This is a genomic window from Pseudonocardia halophobica, from assembly GCF_050948485.1.
In the GTDB taxonomy this organism is placed as follows: domain Bacteria; phylum Actinomycetota; class Actinomycetes; order Mycobacteriales; family Pseudonocardiaceae; genus Pseudonocardia; species Pseudonocardia halophobica.
This window is the reverse complement of sequence record NZ_CP192046.1, coordinates 94,837-113,321: the sequence shown is the minus strand read 5'-3', so window position 1 is coordinate 113,321 and position 18,485 is coordinate 94,837. Positions and strand designations below refer to the sequence as shown.

19 protein-coding genes are annotated in these 18,485 nt (G+C 73.6%); 2 read left to right on the top strand and 17 right to left on the bottom strand.

Going from position 1 to position 18,485, the window contains the following annotated elements:
- Nucleotide 1: 1 nt before the first annotated feature.
- Both ACQP04_RS00550 and ACQP04_RS00545 read right to left on the bottom strand, forming a co-directional pair.
- Nucleotides 2-358 carry a DUF3817 domain-containing protein gene (locus ACQP04_RS00550; RefSeq protein ID WP_433505136.1) on the bottom strand — a complete coding sequence of 119 codons (357 nt, stop codon included), beginning with the start codon at nt 356-358 and terminating at the stop codon, nt 2-4.
- Between the two features lie 23 nt (nt 359-381).
- The gene (locus tag ACQP04_RS00545) at nt 382-963 is read right to left on the bottom strand and encodes a hypothetical protein (protein WP_433505135.1); all 582 of its coding nucleotides are present in this window, start codon (nt 961-963) and stop codon (nt 382-384) included.
- Nucleotides 964-1,086: 123 nt separating this feature from the next.
- Here ACQP04_RS00545 and ACQP04_RS00540 point away from each other — a divergent pair, with 123 nt between their 5' ends.
- Both ACQP04_RS00540 and ACQP04_RS00535 read left to right on the top strand, forming a co-directional pair.
- Nucleotides 1,087-1,893, top strand: coding sequence for a CPBP family intramembrane glutamic endopeptidase (locus ACQP04_RS00540; RefSeq protein ID WP_433505134.1), 807 nt, complete (start codon nt 1,087-1,089; stop codon nt 1,891-1,893).
- Nucleotides 1,894-1,917: 24 nt separating this feature from the next.
- Nucleotides 1,918-2,451, top strand: a complete 534-nt coding sequence (locus ACQP04_RS00535) for a ferritin (RefSeq protein ID WP_037042228.1) — start codon at nt 1,918-1,920, stop codon at nt 2,449-2,451.
- A gap of 109 nt (nt 2,452-2,560) precedes the next feature.
- Here the strand turns inward: ACQP04_RS00535 and ACQP04_RS00530 are convergent, their stop codons facing one another.
- The 15 genes from ACQP04_RS00530 to ACQP04_RS00460 all read right to left on the bottom strand — a co-directional run bounded on the left by ACQP04_RS00530 (nt 2,561) and on the right by ACQP04_RS00460 (nt 18,485).
- Nucleotides 2,561-3,499 (bottom strand): DUF5926 family protein, encoded by a 939-nt coding sequence (locus tag ACQP04_RS00530; RefSeq protein ID WP_433505133.1) that lies wholly within the window; start codon nt 3,497-3,499, stop codon nt 2,561-2,563.
- The gene (locus ACQP04_RS00525) at nt 3,499-4,488 is read right to left on the bottom strand and encodes a DUF4328 domain-containing protein (protein WP_433505132.1); all 990 of its coding nucleotides are present in this window, start codon (nt 4,486-4,488) and stop codon (nt 3,499-3,501) included. The genes ACQP04_RS00530 and ACQP04_RS00525 overlap by 1 nt, the downstream gene beginning before the upstream one ends.
- Before the next feature lie 17 nt (nt 4,489-4,505).
- Nucleotides 4,506-4,832: a rhodanese-like domain-containing protein gene (locus ACQP04_RS00520; protein WP_433505131.1), complete on the bottom strand. Its 327-nt coding sequence runs from the start codon at nt 4,830-4,832 to the stop codon at nt 4,506-4,508.
- 103 nt (nt 4,833-4,935) lie between these two features.
- Nucleotides 4,936-6,549, bottom strand: a complete 1,614-nt coding sequence (locus ACQP04_RS00515) for a solute symporter family protein (RefSeq protein WP_433505130.1) — start codon at nt 6,547-6,549, stop codon at nt 4,936-4,938.
- Nucleotides 6,546-6,881, bottom strand: coding sequence for a DUF485 domain-containing protein (locus tag ACQP04_RS00510; RefSeq protein ID WP_037042219.1), 336 nt, complete (start codon nt 6,879-6,881; stop codon nt 6,546-6,548). Before ACQP04_RS00510 ends, ACQP04_RS00515 begins: the two co-directional genes overlap by 4 nt.
- A 143-nt stretch (nt 6,882-7,024) precedes the next feature.
- Complete coding sequence (locus tag ACQP04_RS00505; RefSeq protein WP_433505129.1) at nt 7,025-8,803, bottom strand: cation acetate symporter; 1,779 nt, start codon at nt 8,801-8,803, stop codon at nt 7,025-7,027.
- Entirely contained in the window at nt 8,800-10,527 is a 1,728-nt protein-coding gene (locus ACQP04_RS00500) for a cation acetate symporter (RefSeq protein ID WP_433505128.1), read from the bottom strand. Before ACQP04_RS00500 ends, ACQP04_RS00505 begins: the two co-directional genes overlap by 4 nt.
- 44 nt (nt 10,528-10,571) lie before the next feature.
- Nucleotides 10,572-11,927 (bottom strand): hypothetical protein, encoded by a 1,356-nt coding sequence (locus ACQP04_RS00495; protein WP_433505127.1) that lies wholly within the window; start codon nt 11,925-11,927, stop codon nt 10,572-10,574.
- A gap of 34 nt (nt 11,928-11,961) precedes the next feature.
- Entirely contained in the window at nt 11,962-12,840 is an 879-nt protein-coding gene (locus ACQP04_RS00490; RefSeq protein ID WP_037042213.1) for a LytR/AlgR family response regulator transcription factor, read from the bottom strand.
- 192 nt (nt 12,841-13,032) lie between these two features.
- A complete protein-coding gene (locus ACQP04_RS00485) occupies nt 13,033-13,929 on the bottom strand; it encodes a S49 family peptidase (RefSeq protein ID WP_433505126.1) in 897 nt (298 codons plus the stop codon).
- A gap of 55 nt (nt 13,930-13,984) precedes the next feature.
- Entirely contained in the window at nt 13,985-15,190 is a 1,206-nt protein-coding gene (locus ACQP04_RS00480; protein WP_358211629.1) for a sensor histidine kinase, read from the bottom strand.
- A gap of 5 nt (nt 15,191-15,195) precedes the next feature.
- Nucleotides 15,196-16,077: an Fpg/Nei family DNA glycosylase gene (locus ACQP04_RS00475; RefSeq protein WP_433505125.1), complete on the bottom strand. Its 882-nt coding sequence runs from the start codon at nt 16,075-16,077 to the stop codon at nt 15,196-15,198.
- Nucleotides 16,077-16,532, bottom strand: a complete 456-nt coding sequence (locus ACQP04_RS00470; RefSeq protein WP_037042209.1) for a hypothetical protein — start codon at nt 16,530-16,532, stop codon at nt 16,077-16,079. The genes ACQP04_RS00475 and ACQP04_RS00470 overlap by 1 nt, the downstream gene beginning before the upstream one ends.
- A 93-nt stretch (nt 16,533-16,625) precedes the next feature.
- Nucleotides 16,626-17,510, bottom strand: a complete 885-nt coding sequence (locus ACQP04_RS00465; RefSeq protein WP_433505124.1) for a carbohydrate ABC transporter permease — start codon at nt 17,508-17,510, stop codon at nt 16,626-16,628.
- A 3-nt stretch (nt 17,511-17,513) separates the two neighbouring features.
- Nucleotides 17,514-18,485, bottom strand: a complete 972-nt coding sequence (locus tag ACQP04_RS00460; protein ID WP_433505123.1) for a carbohydrate ABC transporter permease — start codon at nt 18,483-18,485, stop codon at nt 17,514-17,516.

Sequence of the window (18,485 nt, the reverse complement as noted above, 5' to 3'; positions counted from 1 at the left end):
GCTACGCCTCCTGCTGCAGGGCGCGCTCCCGCTCCTGCACGCGGTGGGTGACCTTGCGCTCGGCGATGAACGAGCAGATCGGGATCGTGCCCGCGAGCAGCACCAGCAGCGCGAACACCGGGGTGAACCGCGCGCGCTCGGCCAGCACCAGCGTGGCCACGATGTAGGCCATGTAGAGGAAGCCGTGCAGCATGCCGATGATCGCCGTGGGCCGCGGGTCGCCGGCGAAGTACTTCATCGGCATGGCGTAGAACACGAGCAGCAGCAGCCCCACGCCGGTGATGTAGGCGAACACGCGGTACAGCGGCAGCCGCCACCCGACGGGGCGCTGGGTGGTGGACGTCCTGGGGCTGGTCACGACTCGACTCTAACCGCGGCGGCTCACCGCTCGTCCGGGGTCTCCCGGTCCCGGGCGGCGCTGTGAGCGGCGTCGCGGGCGGCCAGGCCGGCGAGCATCCGGTTGTACTCGGCCAGGCCAGGCGCCTCCGCGTCCGTGACGGGGGCCGGGGCGGCGACGGGGCTGCGGGTGAAGGGGCTGGCGTCCCAGGGCGGCGGGGCGTCGTCCGCACTCGTCCGGGCCCGGGTGCCGGTCTCGGCCGTTGTCTCCGCGGCGGTCTCCGCGCTGGTCTCCGCGCTGGTCTCCGCGCTGGTCTCCGCGCTGGTCTGCGCGCGGACGGTCTCGGGCGGCGCGGTGACGGCCTCGGGCTCCGGGAGCGCGGGTCCCTCGGCCGCCGCGGTCTCCCGGTGCTCCAGCAGGTCCAGTCGCAGGAAGCGCCACCACATGTAGGCGAAGAACACGGCGAAGATGGGCCACTGGATGCCGTAGCCGACGTTCAGCGCGGAGCCCAGCGCCGATCCGGCGCGGCCCCACTGCCAGACCGCGGCGAGCACGCACCCGGCCACCGCGAGGATCGCCAGCACGTGCCAGAGGATCCAGCGGGGGGACAGGACCACGCGCCACACGCCGCCCACGATACGCGGTCCGCCGCGGGCCTCGGCCGCCCTCGCCGCGCCCGGTGACCGCCGGTGAGGAGGTTGGACACGGGGTCCGGTACCTGCTGCAGCGGTGGGCGGTAGTTTCGGGTCGTGGCGGCACGTCGGGTCGGGCGGTGGCTCGCGGCCCCGCCGTCCGGGATCGCGGAGGTCACCGACCCCCGGGGGCGCCGGCTGATCGGGCTGGAGATCGCCGTGGTGCTCACGGTGACGCTCGGGCTCTCCGCGCTGCGCAGCGCCCTGTCCCTGATCGACGCGCTCCTCGCCCCCACTCCCCTGTCGGAGCAGCAGGTCGCGCTCAACGCCCCCGCGGCCCAGGCCGACCTCGTCGACCTCGCACTGCAGCTGGTCCGGGTGTTGCAGCTCGTCGGCTGGGGCGCCCTGGCGGCGTACCTCCTGCTGCGGGCCGGGATCCCGCTCGCGCGGATCGGGCTCGACCGGACGCGCCCCGGGAAGGACGCGCTCGGGGCGGTGGGGCTGGCCGCGCTGATCGGTATCCCCGGTCTCGGGCTCTACCTGCTGGCCCGGGCCCTCGGCGTGAGCCTCGACGTGGCCCCCAGCACGCTCGACGACGTCTGGTGGCGCACCCCCGTCCTGATCCTCGCGGCCGCGGCGAACGCCTGGGCCGAGGAGATCGTGATGATCGGGTACCTGCTGACCCGGTTGCGCCAGCTCGGCTGGTCGGCCGATCGCTCGGTGCTCGCGGCCGCGGTGCTGCGCGGGGCGTACCACCTGTACCAGGGCGTGGGCGGGTTCGTCGGGAACCTGGTGATGGGGCTGGTGTTCGGGCGGGTGTGGCAGCGGACCGGGCGGCTGTGGCCGCTGGTGGGGGCGCACGCGCTGATCGACGTCGTGGCCTTCGTGGGGTACGCCGTGCTGCCCGCGAGCCTTCGTCCGTAGGGTCGCTGAGGTTACCCTTCCCGAGTGTCCGACTCGAAGTTCCTCGCCCTGCTCAAGGACCAGATCCGCAGCGAGTTCACGGCCTCGCAGCAGTACACGGCCGTCGCGGTGTGGCTCGACGGGGAGGACCTCCCCCAGCTGGCCGCGCACTTCTACGCCCAGGCGCTCGAGGAGCGCAACCACGCGATGAGCATGGTGCAGTACATCCTGGACACCCACGAGCGCGTACAGATCCCGGGGATCGACGAGGTCCGGAACGACTTCGCCACGGTCGAGGACGTCGTCTCGCTGGCGCTCGAGCAGGAGAAGCGGGTCACCGAGCAGATCACCACGCTGGCCCGCACCGCCCGCGACGAGGGCGACTACCTCGGCGAGCAGTTCATGCAGTGGTTCCTCAAGGAGCAGGTCGAGGAGGTCGCCTCGATGTCGACGCTGCTCACCGTGGCGCGCCGGGCCGGCGACAACCTCTTCCACATCGAGGACTTCGTGGCCCGCGAGCTCACGAAGGGCGAGGCGGCGGACCCGTCCGCCCCGCCCGTCGCGGGCGGCCGCGTCTGAGAATGCGCGTTGTGGAACCATAATGCGCACAATTCGGCCCGAGAATCGCGCCATGGAACCACAGTGCGCTCGATCCGGGGCCGAAGCGCGTCATGGTTTCATAACCCGGTCAGCGCAGGGTGATCTGCTTGCCCGCGAGCGCGTCCCGGGCGGAGCGCTCGGCCGGGCTCAGCTCGTCCGTGGAGGCCAGCGCCTGGGACAGTCGCTTCGCGAAGGCCACCGCCGGGGCGGCCCACTCCTTGGCGTGCATCTCCCGGTCGACGTCCCACACCGGCACGAGCAGGCCGTGGGCGCGGAAGGCGCCGGCGTAGCGGCTGCCCTCGCCGAGGTCGAGCTCGCCGGCCGCCTGCAGCCGGGCCAGCGCCGGCATCAGCGCGTCCTCGGCCTCCGGGCGCACCCAGCGCACGTGCGCCTTCGTGCCGGTGTCGACCCAGTACGCCGCCCGGACGCCCTCGCCGCCGAGCGCCTCGGTCGGCATGATCACCGAGTTGGCGCGCTCGATCGTCGCGGCGATCTCGGCGCCGGGCTCCTCGCCGTCGGCAGGGAGCCACCAGCCGAAGTCCTGGTGCAGCTCGAGGTCGAGCTCGGCGTCGGCGACCAGCAGGTCCTGCAGCCGGACGACCTCCCCCTCGCCCACCCCGGGCCCGACGACGGGCAGCGCGGACCCCGGCTCGGCCGCCTCGGCCCAGCGCAGCGCCTTGGCGAGGTCGGCGGACAGGTCGCCCGAGCGGGTCTGGACCTGCATGCCCAGCAGGATCTCGCCGTCCGGGCGCACGAGCGCCGCAGAGGCGCCCGGCAGCACCGTGGCCAGCCGGACGGTGCGCTCGCCGGGCTCGCGCAGCGGCAGCGGCGCGACGGCCGACGGCAGGAACTCGCGCATCGCGACGAGGTCCGGCTCGGCGGCGAGCCCCTCGAAGGGCCGGGTGACGATCACGTCGTCGCCGGCGCCGTGGCACGCCTTGTACCGCTTGCCCGAGCCGCAGGGGCAGGGGCGGCGCGGGTTCTCGCCGGTCGCGGCGCTGGACTTGTCGCGGTTCTTCTTGGCCATCAGGGCGCCACCGTAGCGCCGGGCGCCGCCTCGTCCGCCGCCGGTCCCGGCGGCCGCACGGCGACGAGCGTCTCGCGCCGGACCGGGCGGGCCGGCTCCAGCAGCGCCGTGAGGTAGCGCAGGACCCGCACCGTGACCAGCGCGGTCGCCGCGGCGAGCAGGTCGAGCACCGCGTGCAGCAGGACGCCGTCGGCCATGGCCTGCACGCCGCTGCGGAAGGACCACAGGAACACCACGACGCCGAGCACCACCCCGGCGCCCCACAGCCCCCACCACACCAGCAGCAGCCGCGACGGCCGCGGGCGCTCGGCGGGCGGGCGGTCCAGCCCGGCGTGCTCGATCTCGGCCAGCAGCGAGCCCGGCAGCGACAGGTTGAGCCCGGGCACCACCCACCCGGCGACGACGGCGGCCGCGGGCCGGGCCGGCACCGTGCCGGTCCGTTCGGCGGCGGCCTCCCGGGCACGCAGCGTCCAGAGCACCATCAGCACCCCGCAGCCGACCAGCCCGGCCAGCGACGCCCAGCCGCCGAACGCGACCGCGGCGTCGGAGAACGCGACCAGCCCGACCGGCAGCGCGTCGGCGCGGCTGAGCACCAGCAGGACGTACCGCAGGATCTCGGCGAGCGCGGCCACGACGGCGACGCCGGCGGTGACCCGCAGCAGGACGTCGAGCGGGTGCGCGATCCGGGCGGCCCGCTCGAGCGCTGGCACGCGCTCGGCCTCGGGCTCGCCGCGCCACGGGAGCGGCGGGAAGCCCCAGCGCGGCACCTCGCGGTAGCGGGGCGGGCCGGAGTACCGGAAGCGGGGGCGGACGGGCGGGCGCGGCTTCCCGTCCGGCGGCGGCTCGGCCACCCACGCCAGCGCGGCGAGGTAGCGGCCGCAGTACGGGCAGAAGGGCCCGGACCCGGGCGGCGCGACCCGCCCGCACCGCGAGCACGCCGGCGGCCGGGCGGGGGCCCCGCCCGTCGGGCGTGCGGACGCGTCCGGCATGGGGTTCACCCGGTCGCTCAGATGATCTCGGGGGTCCGGTCCGGGTCGGCGACGATCTCGCGGCCGGAGCCGGCCCAGGCCTGCATCCCGCCGTCGACGTTCACGGCCGGGTAGCCCTGCTGTGCCAGGTAGGCGACGACGCGGGCGGAGCGCCCGCCGGAGCGGCACACGACGTAGAGCGGCTCGTCGCCGGGGATCTCGTCGATCCGCTGGGTGAGCTCGGACATCGGCAGGTGCCGGGAGCCGGGGGCTCGGCCGGCGGCCCACTCGTCCGCCTCGCGGACGTCGAGCATGGCGGCGTCGGCCGGCAGGTCCGCGACGGGCACGGACGGAACGCTGGTCATGCCCCCATGATGGCACCCGGCCCCGTCAGGCTCCCGTGAACGCACGAACGGCACTCTCGTGCGGACCTACCGCACGAGAGTGCCGTTCGTGAGGTGCAGCGCGTCAGGCGTCGACGGTGGCCTTCTCCGACCCGGCGCCGGTGAGCGAGCGGACCTCCATCTCGGCGTACTTCTCCGAGTCGAACGGCTCGCGCCGGCCCACGAACGTCCCGATCACGCCGAGCAGGAACGACACCGGGATGGAGACGATGCCCGGGTTCGACAGCGGGAACCAGGCGAAGTCCGCGCCCTTGATCATCGCGGTCTCGCTGCCGGAGACGGCCGGCGAGAACACGATGAGCACGAGGCAGACGGCGAGGCCGCCGTAGATGCTCCAGAGCGCGCCCATCGTGTTGAACCGCTTCCAGAACAGCGAGTACAGGATCGTCGGCAGGTTCGCCGAGGCGGCCACGGCGAACGCCAGCGCCACGAGGAAGGCGACGTTCTGGCCGTTGGCCAGGATGCCGCCGGCGATCGCGACGATGCCGATGAGCAGCGCGGTGCGCCGCGCGACCTTCACCTCGGCACCCGGCGAGGTCTGCCCCTTCTTCAGGACGTTGGCGTAGACGTCGTGCGCGAAGGAGGCCGACGCCGTGATCGTCAGCCCGGCGACGACCGCGAGGATCGTGGCGAAGGCGATCGCGGAGATCAGGCCGAGCAGGATCTCCCCGCCGAGCTCGAAGGCCAGCAGCGGCGCGGCCGAGTTGACCCCGCCGGGCGCCTTGCTGATCACGTCCGGGCCGACGAGTGCGGCGGCGCCGTAGCCCAGGACCAGCGTGAACAGGTAGAACACGCCGATCAGCCAGATCGCCCACACCACGGACTTGCGGGCCTCCCTGGCCGTCGGGACCGTGTAGAAGCGCATCAGGATGTGCGGCAGGCCGGCGGTGCCGAGCACCAGCGCGACGCCGAGCGAGATGAAGTCGATCTTGTTCTTGTACTGCAGTCCGGGCGCCAGGAGGGCCTCGCCCTTCGACGACTTCTCCACCGCCCCGCCGAGCAGGGCCGAGAAGTTCAGGCCGTACTTGCCGAGCACCCAGAAGGTCATCACGAACGCGCCCACCACCAACAGCGCGGCCTTGATGATCTGCACGTACGTCGTGCCCTTCATGCCGCCGACCAGCACGTACGCGATCATGACGAGACCGACGACGGCGATGACGATCGACTGCCCGAGCTTGTTCGAGTTCGGGATCTGCAGCAGCAGCGCGATCAGCCCGCCCGCGCCCGCCATCTGCGCGATCAGGTAGAAGAACGACACGACCAGCGTCGACGTGGCCGCGGCGGCCCGGACCGGGCGCTGGCGCATCCGGAAGCTCAGGACGTCGCCCATCGTGAACTTGCCGGTGTTGCGCAGCAGCTCGGCGACCAGCAGCAGCGCCACCAGCCAGGCGACGAGGAAGCCGATCGAGTACAGGAAGCCGTCGTAGCCGTAGACCGCGATGGCCCCCGCGATGCCCAGGAACGACGCCGCCGACAGGTAGTCGCCGGAGATCGCGATGCCGTTCTGCGAGCCGCTGAAGGAGCGGCCGGCGGCGTAGTAGTCCGACGCCGTGCGGTTGCTGCGGCTCGCGCGGTAGACCACCACCAGCGTGAGCAGCACGAACGCCGCGAAGATGCCGATGTTGAGGCCGACGTTGCCGACCGTGCCCTGGGCCTGCGCGAGCTGCGCGGTCACGCCTCCCCCTCGATCTCGTGCCGCAGGCGCTCGGCGGCCGGGTCCAGCGTCCGGTCGGCGAAGCGCACGTACAGGGTCGTGATCAGGAACGTCGAGACGAACTGCAGCAGGCCGATGAGCAGGCCGACGGTGAAGTTGCCGGCCAGTCTGGTCGCCATGAAGGCGGGCGCGTACGAGGCCAGCAGGACGTAGACCAGGTACCAGATCAGGAAGAGCGCGCTCATCGGGAAGACGAACCGGCGCAGCCGGCGCCGCAGGTCCCCGAACTCGGGGCTCGCCTGGACCCGCTGGTAGATCGTCCCGTGGGCGCTCCGTTCCCCGGTGGTGCTCATGAGAAGTCCTTCCGTGCGTGTCCGGCGCCCTCCTCCGGCGCCGGAGCCACTACAGGGCGAACGACTCGGAACGACGATCGAGACGGTTCCGCGGCGAAACCGTCCGTGTCAGGGTGGCCACGGAGCGTGAACGGTCGGTCGGGTCAGCCGGACGGCCGGCGCACGTTCTCCACGGGCTCGCGGAAGAGTCCGAGCCGTTCGGGTGCGTGCAGCCGCAGCAGCAGGGCGTCCGTGTTGGGCGGGCGGTGCTTCCGCGTGGCGAGGCTGACCACGATCATCACCAGGAAGGCCAGCGGCACCGTGACGATCGCGGGCCGGTAGAGCAGGACGCCGACCCAGCCGCTGCCCCCGACCCCGGCCAGGCTCACCGCCACCGCGCCGGCCGACAGCAGCCCGCCGACGAGCAGCCCCGAGATCGCGCCGCGCGCGGTGAGCCCCCGCCACCAGATGCCCAGCACCAGCAGGGGGCAGAAGGTCGACGCGGCCACCGCGAACGCCAGCGCCACGGTCTCGGCGAAGTCCAGCCGGGTCACCCCGAGGGTGAGGGCCAGCGGCGCCGCGGCGGCCAGCACCGTCGAGATCCGCAGCTCGGTCATGCGCCGGTCGGCCGCCGCCGACCGACCGCGCAGCACGTCCGTGGACAGCACCCCGGCCAGGCTGACCAGCAGGCCGGACGCCGTGGACAGGAACGCCGCCCACGCCCCGGCCGCGACCACCCCGCCGAGGATCGCCCCGGCGAGCCCGCTGCCGAGAACCGCCTCGGGCAGCAGCAGCACCGCGGCGTCCGTGGGTCCGGCGACGAGCAGCTGCGGGGTGTAGAAGCGCGACAGCGCGCCGATCAGCGTGACCAGCAGGTAGAACCCGCCGAGCAGGGCCAGCACGATGACCGCGCTGCGGCGCGCGGCCCGGCCGTCCGGGTTGGTGTAGAAGCGGCCGAGGACGTGCGGCAGCCCCATCGTCCCGAGGAAGGTCGCCATGATCAGCGAGTAGATGGCCAGAAGCTGGTACGGCCCGTCGCCGGCCAGCGGGGTCAGCCAGCGGGCGTCCGTGGTCGGCCGGCCCGCCGTGGTCGGGACCGGCGAGCCGGCCGGGAACACCAGCTCGGAGCCGGCGCTCACCTCGTGCCGGGTGCCGGTCTCCCAGGTGAGCACGGTGCCGGGCGGCACCGGGGCGCCGTCGACCACCCCGCCGGCCGGGCCCACCTGCACGCGGGTGGGCGCGCCGGTGTCGAGCCGGACGTCCGTCTCGACCGTCACGGTGGTCTGCTCGCGGAAGTCCGGCGCCTGCGGCCGGTCGAAGGTGTGCCCGCTGTTGAGGAAGAAGACCAGCGCAACCGCGGCGGGCACGGCGAGCGCGGTGAGCTTGAGCCAGTACTGGAAGGCCTGCACGAAGGTCACCGAGCGCATGCCGCCGAACACCACGGTGAGCACCACGATCACCCCGGCCCCGACCGTGCCGATCCACTGCGGCAGCCCGGTGACGACCTCGACGGTCAGCCCGGCGCCCTGCAGCTGCGGCAGCAGGTAGAGCCAGCCGATGACCAGCACGAACACGCTGCAGAGCCGGCGCAGCGACGTCGAGCGCAGGCGCAGCTCGGCGAAGTCCGGCACCGTGTACGCACCTGAGCGGCGCAGCGGCGCGGCCACGAACAGGAGCAGCGACAGGTAGCCCGCCGTGTAGCCGACGGGGTACCAGAGCGCGTCGACGCCGTCCCGGAGCACCAGCCCCGCCACCCCGAGGAACGACGCCGCGGACAGGTACTCGCCGGAGATCGCGCCGGCGTTGGCGGCGGGCCGGACCGTGCGCGAGGCGACCAGGAAGTCCGACGTCCGGCGGGCCCGGTGCCCGAGCATGCCGATGACCGTCGAGGCCACCGCGACCAGCAGGATCGCGGTGAGCGCAGCGACGGCCGTGGCGCTCACGAGGGTTCCCGGCTCAACCGGTCGCGGGACAGGCCCAGGCGTTCGGGGGCGTGCAGCTGCAGGAGCGTGTGCTCGGCGTCCATCGGCACGGCGCGGCGGGTCGCCCGGCTGACCACGACCATGGTGAGGAAGGCCAGCGGCACGGCGACGGCGGCGGGCCGCAGCAGCAGCACGCCCACGGCTCCCTCCGGCACGCTCCCGGCCAGCGCGAACCCGACGCCGACCGCGGACAGCACGCCGCCGACGAGGATGCCGGCCGTCGCGCCGGCGGGGGTGAGCCCGCGCCACCAGACGCCGAGCACGAGCAGCGGGCAGAAGGTGGCGGCGGAGACCGCGAAGACGAGCGGCACGGTGAGCGCCAGGTCCAGCCGCGTGACGAGGAGGGCGGGCGCCACCGGCACGATCGCCGACAGCAGTGCGGCGAGCCGGAAGTCCCGCAGCTTCCCCTTCAACACGTCCGTGAACAGTACGCCGGCCAGGCTCACGACCAGGCCCGACGACGTCGACAGGAACGCCGCCGCGGCCCCGGCGGACACCAGGCCGCCGAGCAGCCAGCCCGCCCACCCGTCGCCCAGCGCGGCGGTCGGGACGAGCAGGACCGCGCCGTCTGTGCGGCCGTCGACCAGCAACTGCGGGGTGAACGCCCGCGACAGCAGGCCCATGAGCGTGACCAGCACGAACACTCCGCCGATCATGGCCAGCACGACGACGGTGGTGCGGCGGGCGGCCCGGCCGTCCGGGTTCGTGTAGAAGCGGACCAGCACGTGCGGCAGGCCCATCGTGCCGGCGATGCCGGCGACCAGGATCGAGTAGATCTCCAGGAGGTTCAGCGGGCCGGACCGCGGCTCCAGCCACTCCCGGTCCGTCGCGGGCGTGCCGGCCGGGACGGGAACGCCGGTGCCGGCCTCGAACCGCAGGTCGGTCCCGGCCTCGACGCTGTGCAGGCCGGGCTGCCAGACCACCGGGCCGTCGACGGGCGCGCCGTCGACCTCGCCGCGGGCCTCGAGCGGGGTGGGTGCGACGACCTCGAGGTCCACCGGCGTGCGGACGTCGATCGTGGTGGCCTCGGGGAACTCCGGCGCGGCGGGCCGGTCGAGCTCGCGGTCACCCCCGAGGAACAGCGCGAGCGCGACGAGCGCGGGCACCGTGAGGGCGGTGAGCTTGAGCCAGTACTGGAAGGCCTGCACGAAGGTGATCGAGCGCATGCCGCCGGCCACCACGCACAGCACCACCAGCACGCCCGCGCCGAGCACGCCGACCCACGAGGGCAGCGAGGTCAGGGTGGTGAGCGAGAGTCCCGCACCCTGCAGCTGCGGCAGCAGGTAGAGCCAGCCGATCAGCAGCACGAGCGCGGTGCAGAGCCGGCGCAGCCGCGGCGAGTGCAGCCGGGCCTCGGCGAAGTCCGGGATCGTGTAGGCGCCGGAGCGGCGCAGCGGGGCGGCCACGAACAGCAGCAGCGCCAGGTAGCCCGCGCAGAAGGCGATCGGGTACCAGAGCGCGGTCGCGCCCTCACGGAGCACCAGGCCGGCGATCCCGAGGAAGGTCGCCGCGGAGAGGTACTCGCCGGAGATCGCCGCGGCGTTGGGGACGGCGCCGACGGTGCGGGAGGCGACGAGGAAGTCCGAGGTGCTGCGGGCGACGCGCACACCCAGCGACCCGATGACGACGGACGCCACGCCGACGAGGGCGATGGCGACCAGCGCGATGACGGACGGGGTGGGCAACGGGGAGCTCTCTGTGGGATCGGGCGCGGGGGAGCGGGCGGGGGTCAGTCCTGGACGTGGTCGGCGAAGTTCTGCTCGACCCGCTCGGCGGCCTTCGTGTGCCACCAGCCCAGGGCCAGGAGGAACGGGTAGACCAGCACGCCGAGGAGCAGCCAGGGCAGCCGCAGCCCCAGCACCTCGAGCCGGCCGAGCTCTGGGTAGAAGGCGAACAGCGCGGGCAGCAGGCCGAGCACCAGCAGCGCGAGGCCGCCGATGCGCAGCGCGACCGCGAGCTGGCCCCCGATGAGGTTCGTGCGCAGCAGCTCGCCGACGGCGGTGCCCTCCTGCACGTCGACCACCGTCCGGACGGTGCGGGCGACGCCCTTGCGCTCGGACAGCACCACGCGGACGCGGCGGGGCGCGCCCTCGGGCTGCTCCTCCTCGACGGGCCGGAACCGGGCGCCGACGGGGCGGCCGGGGCCGGTGGGAGCGGTGGGAGCGGTGGGAGCGACGGCGGGCGAGGGCGCGCCGGCGGTGCGCGCGGAGAGCGGGAGCCGGCTCGCGGGGTCGACGGCCTGCGTGGCGTCGGCCGTCCCGTGCGGCGCGGTCTCGGGCGCGGGGCCCTGCTCGAACGCCGGCTCGGGATGCCCGGGGATCTCCGTGGGCGGGACCGGTGGGATGACGCCGACGTCCGTGCGTTCGGCGTCGGGGTCCGGCATCGGGCGGGGGAGCCCGGGATGGCTGCCCGGCGGGGCCATGGGCGCGGCCGGGGGCGGCACGGGCATCGCGCGGGAGGGCGGCTCCGGGGTGAACTCGCCGGTGAAGGCCTGGGGGTACGGGTCGCCGGACGGAGGCCGGACGGCCGGCGGCAGCCCGCCCAGGGAGTCCGGCGCGAGCGCGGGGCGGCCCGCCCGGGACAGCGGGTTTCCCGGTGCGCCGCTCTGCCGCATCCCGCCGGGGCCGCCCGACGGTCCCTGCGGGTCCGGTCCGGGACCGCCGCGGCCGTCGTCGTAGGTCTCGGGCGGCGGCATCCGCAGCGGCACGCTGGCCGGGCCGAGGACCCGCTCGAACCGCTCGACCTCGGGGCCGCCGAACGGCTCGTCGTCGGGGTCGTCGTAGTCGTCGTCGTAGTCCGGGTAGGCGGTGTAGTCCGGCCCGCCCGGCGGCGGGGTGTCGCCGCGGGCCACCCGGGCCCGCAGCTCGCCGACGCCGAACTGCTCGGTGTCCGCCTCGTCCCGCGCGTGCCGGCCGCGGCCGGAGCGGGCGTTGGCGTCCATCCGGCGGCGCATCTCCTCCTGCAGCCACAGCGGCCCGGAGTCCTCGGGACCGCCCGGCGCCGCGCGCCGGCGCCGGGTGGACCCCTCCCCGTCTCCCGGGTCGGGGCTCATCGACGGCGGGGAGCCGTCGACGGCAGCGCTCATGCCTCCTCCGCGGGAACGAGTGCGTCGTCGGCGCTCACCTCTGGCTCCACGCCTGCTTCGTCGCGCGGACCAGGCGGTCCTTCAGCTCACGGGTGTGCCGGCGGGAGACGGGCAGCTCCGCGGTGTCGGGGCCGGATCCGACCCGCACCACGTACCCCGACCCGGACAGCCGCAGCTCGGTGACCAGCGGCAACGCCACCAGGAACGAGCGGTGGATGCGGACGAACCCGGCGTCGCGCCAGCGGTCCTCCAGCACCGACAGCGGGATGCGGACCAGGTGGCTGCCCTCGGTGGTGTGCAGCCGGGCGTAGTCGCCCTGGGCCTCCACGTACCGGACGGCCGAGCGCGGCACCAGCTTCGTGGTGCCCGCGAGCTCGACGGGGATGACCTCGTCCTCGTCCCGCTCCTGCGGGGCGGGCTCGACGGGCGCGGCGGTCGCCCGGTTCGCGATGATCCGGTCCAGGGCGGCGGCGAGCCGCTCCTCGCGCAGCGGCTTGAGCAGGTAGTCCTTGGCGCCGACCTCGTAGGCGTCGACCGCGCGGTCGTCGTGCGCCGTGACGAACACGACCTCCGGCGGCTGGGCCATGGAGGAGAAGACGCGGGCGAGCTCGAGGCCGTCGAGCCCCGGCATGCGGATGTCGAGGAAGACGACGTCGACGTCCGTCTTCTCGGCCACGCGCGTGCCGGCGGCCGGGTGCGGGGCCCCCGCGGCGCGGGCGGCGTTCGCGGCGTGCACGCTCTCCCGGGAGCTGCGGGCGTTGAGGATGCGGAGGGCCTCGGTCGCGTCCGAGGCCTTGAGCACCTCGCCGACCCGCGGGTCCTCGTTCAGCAGGAACGCCAGTTCTTCGAGAGCCGGCTGTTCGTCGTCCACTGCGAGGACGACCAGACCTCCGGAGCTGTCGGTGCTGTCCACGATCTCCTCATCCTGCGTTCCCGGTGCGCGGCCGGGCGCGCACCTCGTCGGTGGCGGCCCCCGGCCCTGCCGACCATGGTGACGGTGATCGGTGCGGGATGCCAGGGCATCTCATCAATCTGCGACCGATCGGCTACTGATCGAACGGGTGAGGACCAGGGCTCCTCTCGGGCTCGCCCACCGCCGGCGAGGCTACAGACCGTAGCGTGCCCATGTCGCCCTGATGTCGGCCGCCTGGACCAGACCGAGCGCGGCGTCCGCCGCACCGCCTGCACCGAGGGCCCCGGGGAGCCCCGCGGCGGGGGCGGCCAGGCCCAGCCGGGCGAGCAGCGGCTTGCGTCCCTCGACCGGGGCCAGCTTCGCGTCCGGGAAGCGCTCCGTGAGGACGGACCGCGCCGTGCCCAGGCCGTCGACGAGGCCGAGCTGCAGCGCCCGCGCCCCGGTCCACACCTCGCCCGTGAAGAGCTCGTCGCCGCCGGTCAGCCGGTCGCCCCGGCGGTCGACGACCCACTGCCGGAACAGGCCGTGCAGCTCGTCCTGCAGCCCGCGCAGCCAGGCGACGTCCTCGTCCTTCTCCGGCAGGAACGGGTCGAGCCGGGACTTGGACTTCCCGGCGGTGTGCAGCCGGCGCTCGATCCCGAAGCGCTGGATGAAGCCCTCCAGCCCGAACCCGGAGCTGATCACGCCGATCGAGCCGACGATGGAGGTCGGGTGGGCGTAGATCTCGTCCGCCGCGCAGGCCAGCCAGTACCCGCCCGAGGCCGCGACGTCCTCGCAGAACGCCAGCACCGGCACCTCGTGCTCGGCCGCCAGCCCGCGGATCCGGTCCGCGACCAGCGCGGACTGGGTGGGCGAGCCGCCGGGCGAGTTCACCAGCAGCCCCACGGCGACGACCCGCTCCGTGCCGAACGCCCGCTCCAGCACCTTCTCCGTGGAGGCCGCGTTGATCACCGCGCGCGGCACCGGACCGGGCTGCGGCGAGATCACGCCGTGCAGCCGGACGAGCGGCACGACCGGCGCGTCGCCCTTCTCGCCGAGCCGTCCGGGAAGGCGCGAGGTCAGACGGTCGGGCAGGCGGAGGGCGTCCATGTGCACACGCTACAGATCAGGACCGCCGGGGAGGTGATCGTCGCCGGCCCGCGCGTCAGACCCGGATGCCGGCGCGGAACTTCGGCACCCGCAGCGTGATCTTCATGCCGGCGCCGACGGCCGTGTCCACGACCAGGCCGAAGTCGTCCCCGAAGGCCGAGCGCATGCGGTCGTCGACGTTGCCGAGGCCGACGTGCGCGCCGGACAGGTGGGCGTCGTCGAGGTCCTCGGTGAGGCGGGCGGGGTCCATGCCCACGCCGTCGTCCTCCACGATGATCACGCACTCGGCCCCGGCGTTCTCGGCGGTGATGGTGATCGTGCCGCCGTTGGGCTTGCCGGACAGGCCGTGCCGCACCGCGTTCTCCACCAGCGGCTGCAGCGCGAGGAACGGCAGCACGACGTTGAGCACCTCGGGCGCGATCTGCAGCTTGATGTTGAGCCGGTTGCCGAAGCGGGCCTTCTCCAGCGCGATGTAGCGCTCGATGTTGGTGAGCTCGTCCGACAGCGTCGTGTACTCGCCCGCGGTGCGGAACGAGTACCGGGTGAAGTCGGCGAACTCGATCAGCAGGTCGCGGGCGCGCACCGGGTCCGTGCGGATGAAGCTCGCGATCGTGGTCAGCGCGTTGTAGACGAAGTGCGGCGAGATCTGCGCGCGCAGCGCCCGGACCTCGGCCCGGTTGAGCCGGGCGCGCGACTCGTCGAGCTCGGCGAGCTCGAGCTGGCTGGAGACGTACCGCGCGACCTCGGCGGTGGCCCGCAGCAGCACCGGACCGGCGGTCAGGGTGGTGAGCGCGGCCAGGGTGCCGATGATCGCGCCGTCGCTCTCCAGCGGCACCACGACGATGCCGCGGACGTCGCAGCTCGGGTACTGGCAGGCGATGGCCGAGTGCGAGAGCACCTGCTGGCGGCCGGTGGAGATCACCTGGTCGGCCAGGGCCACCACGTCGGGCTTGTGCTGGTCGGCGTCGCCGTCCCAGGCCAGGACCTCGCCGCGGGCGTCCGTCATGGTGAGCGCGCAGGTGTCCAGCAGGGTGCGCAGGTAGGGCAGGGCGTACGCGGCGGAGTTGGGGTTGAGCCCGTCCCGCAGCGCGGGGGCGGCGAGCGCCACGGTGTGCAGCGTGGAGAAGGTGGCCCGCTCGAGCGGGCTCGCGAAGGTGTGCCGGCGGGCGCGGCGCACGAGGAGCACCACGATCACCACGACCAGCGCCACGATGACCGCCGCGAGAACGAGCACGAGCGGCGACGAGAGCACGTCCGCCACCGTGGTCACCTCACCAGTCTGGAGAGCCGCCGGTCGGCCAGGGGTTTGCCGCCGGTCTGGCAGGTCGGACAGTACTGGAACGACCGATCGGCGAACGACACCTCCCGGACGGTGTCGCCGCACACCGGGCAGGGCAGCCCGGTCCGTGCGTGGACCCGCAGGCCGGAGCGCTTCTCGCCCTTCAGCGACGCGGCGCGCTGCCCCACGGAGCGGTCCACGGCGTCGCTGAGTACCCCGCGCATCGCCTCGTACAGGACGTCGACCCGGTCCTCGTCGAGCCGCCCGGAGACGGCGTACGGGGACAGCCGGGCGGTGTGCAGGATCTCGTCGCTGTAGGCGTTGCCGATCCCGGCCAGCACCTTCTGGTCGGTGATCAGGTTCTTGATCCGCTCGGTACGCCCGGCGAGCAGCGCGCCGAACCCGGCGCGGTCGATGTCGAGCGCGTCCGGCCCGAGCTTCGCGATGCCCGGCACCTCCTGCGGGTCGTGCACCAGGTACACCGCGAGCCGCTTCTGCGTGCCCGCCTCGGTGAGGTCGAAGCCCGGCCCGCCGACGGCGTCGAGGTGCACCCGCAGGGCCAGCGGGCCGCGCCCGCTGGGCTTCGGCGGGGTGGCGGCGGCCTGGTCGTGCCAGCGCAGCCAGCCCGCCCGCGACAGGTGCGTGACCAGGTGCAGGCCCGGCTCGTCCTTGCGGTCCTCGAAGTCCACCGAGAGGAACTTGCCGAACCGGCTCGCCCCCGTGACCACGCGTCCGGCCAGCGCCGACACCGGCGGGTCGAAGGTCTTCAGAACGCTCATGCTGGCCACGTCGACCCGCGCCACCGGCCGGTACAGAGCGTGGTCGCGCAGGTGCTGGGCGAGTGCCTCGACCTCGGGGAGCTCCGGCATCAGTTGACCGGCTGCAGGGGGCTGTCGGCGTGGCCGGGGGTGCCGCGCTGGCGCAGCGACAGCACCACCACGCGCATCTCCTCCTGGGCACGGCTCATCCCGCGGACCTTGCCCACCCAGTGCTCGCGGCCGGCGTCGGAGCCGTAGTGCCCGTCCGTCTCCGCGACGATCTTCCACGGCCGGCGCAGCCACCAGCGGACCGGGAAGAAACCGAGGATCACGATCGCGGCGAACCAGTAGGCCAGCGGCACGTACACCTGGGACTGGGCGAGCAGCGGCCAGGCCACGATGGCGACGCCGAACACGATCAATGCGCAGACGACCATCACGACGGCCCCGCGCCCGCCGTCCACATCGTGCTCGAACTCGTCCCCGACGGCGGGCGGCGACCAGTCGATGCGCCTGCTGACCTCCCACGTCCGCCCGTCGTTGGCGGTCACGGTCTTCCTCGCCATGCACTCCGCCCGGTCAGAAGGGTCCCCGACACGGACCATCGTCCCACACCCGCGGGCCCGGGCGCCGCCTCTTCCACCCCGGCGGCGGACGCGTCACCCCTTCACCGCGCCCTGCGTGAACCCGGCGACGAAGCGGTCGAGGAAGAGGGTGAACACCACCGCGATCGGCACCGCGACGAGCACGGCGGCCGCCTGCAGCGACTGCCAGAAGAACACGTCGCCGCGAACGAGCTCGGTGGGCACGCCGGTGCTGATCACCTTCTCGGAGGTGGGTGAGATGAACGCGAGGGCGTAGATGAACTCGCTGGCCGTGAGGGTGAACGCGAACACGACCACCGCGACGAGCCCGGGCAGGAGCAGCGGGACGACGACGCGCACCATCGCGCCCACCCGGCTGTAGCCGTCGACCATGGCCTGTTCCTCGATGTCCTTCGGGATCGTCTTGAGGAACCCGAGGAGCAGCCACACCGAGACGGGCACGGTGATCGTCGGGTAGATGACCACGAGGGACCAGGTGGAGTCCTGCAGCCCGAGGGCCACCACGAGCCGCGAGAGCGAGAGGAACAGCAGCGTCGGCGGCACGAGGTAGACGAAGAAGATCGCGATGCCCATCCGGCCCGCCCACGGGCGGTCGAGGCGGGCCAGGCTGTACGCGGCCGGGAGCGCCAGCACCAGCGTGATCAGCACGACGAGCAGGCCCACCCACAGGGTGTTCCAGGCGAACGTCGCGAAGGCGGTGCGGGCGAACAGCAGCCGGAGGTGGTCGAGCGTCGGCGTCTCGTTGAAGACGAAGGGGTTGTTGCGCCGCCGGTAGAGGTCGCTGTCCTGCTTGAACGCGGTGATCGCCGCCCAGACGAACGGGCCCGCGGCGAACAACGCGGACAGGACAGCGATCACGTAGAGGGTCGCGCGGGCGGCCCGGTGCCGCCACGCGTACCGGCGGCGGTCGGCGTCGGTGACGACGAGCGTGCCGGCCACGGCTCAGCTCACCTCCATCCGGCGGACCGCGCGCAGGATCGCGATCGCCGCCGCGAGCAGCAGCGGGAACAGGAACAGCGCGATCGCCGCGCCCTGCCCGATGTCGCCGCCCTCGATGCCGCGGAAGAACGCCCAGCTCGCGAGCACCTGCGTCTCGTTGGTCGGGCCGCCGCGGGTGAGGACGTAGACGACGGTCATGTCGGTGAAGGTGAAGATCGCCCCGAAGAGCGCCGAGATCGCGATGACCGGCGCGGTGAGCGGGATCGTGATCTCGACCATCCGCCGCCAGTAGCCCGCGCCGTCGACCAGCGCCTGTTCCTGGACGTCCTTCGGGATCGACAGCAGGCCGGCCATCATGATCACCGCGGCCAGCGGCACCAGCCGCCAGACGTGCACCGCGATCACCGAGGCCATGGCCAGGGTCGGCCGCCCCAGGTAGAACATGTTGGCCTGGATGAGGCCGACCTGGCGCAGCACCCAGTCGATCGGGGAGAACACCGAGTCGAGCATCCAGAGCCAGGTGATGGTGGACAGCGCCACCGGCGTGGTCCAGGGCAGGAGCACGAGGAAGCGCACCAGCCACCGGCCGCGGAAGTCCGCGATGAGGACGTTGGCGAGCACCTTCCCGAACAGCACGATGAAGACCATCGACAGCGCGGTGAAGACGAGGGTGTTGCGCAGTGCGCGCCAGAAGACCGGGTCGGCGAAGACGCGCCCGAAGTTCTGCAGCCCGGTCCAGTCGAAGCTCGGGTCGCCGCCTGTGACGTCGGAGAAGCTGAAGGCCACGGCGAGCAGGAACGGCACCCCGACCAGCGCCAGGATGTAGACCACCGCCGGAGCCAGGAACAACCAGGCCAGGACGCCGTCCCGGTCGGTGAGGCGGCGCCGGTACCGGGTCGGCGCCGGCCGCTCCCGCTCCGCGACGGCACCGGCGGGCCTCGTGGCCGCCGGGGGTGCTCCGCCTGGGCCGGTCAT

Excerpts from the sequence above, each read along its gene's own strand:
- ACQP04_RS00470 (WP_037042209.1), bottom strand. The coding sequence starts at position 16,532 with ATGGCGAGGAAGACCGTGACCGCCAACGACGGGCGGACGTGGGAGGTC.
- ACQP04_RS00495 (WP_433505127.1), bottom strand. The coding sequence starts at position 11,927 with ATGAGCGCTGCCGTCGACGGCTCCCCGCCGTCGATGAGCCCCGACCCG.
- ACQP04_RS00530 (WP_433505133.1), bottom strand. The coding sequence starts at position 3,499 with ATGGCCAAGAAGAACCGCGACAAGTCCAGCGCCGCGACCGGCGAGAAC.
- ACQP04_RS00520 (WP_433505131.1), bottom strand. The coding sequence starts at position 4,832 with ATGACCAGCGTTCCGTCCGTGCCCGTCGCGGACCTGCCGGCCGACGCC.
- ACQP04_RS00525 (WP_433505132.1), bottom strand. The coding sequence starts at position 4,488 with ATGCCGGACGCGTCCGCACGCCCGACGGGCGGGGCCCCCGCCCGGCCG.
- ACQP04_RS00460 (WP_433505123.1), bottom strand. The coding sequence starts at position 18,485 with ATGACCGGCCCAGGCGGAGCACCCCCGGCGGCCACGAGGCCCGCCGGT.
- ACQP04_RS00475 (WP_433505125.1), bottom strand. The coding sequence starts at position 16,077 with ATGCCGGAGCTCCCCGAGGTCGAGGCACTCGCCCAGCACCTGCGCGAC.
- ACQP04_RS00510 (WP_037042219.1), bottom strand. The coding sequence starts at position 6,881 with ATGAGCACCACCGGGGAACGGAGCGCCCACGGGACGATCTACCAGCGG.
- ACQP04_RS00485 (WP_433505126.1), bottom strand. The coding sequence starts at position 13,929 with ATGGACGCCCTCCGCCTGCCCGACCGTCTGACCTCGCGCCTTCCCGGA.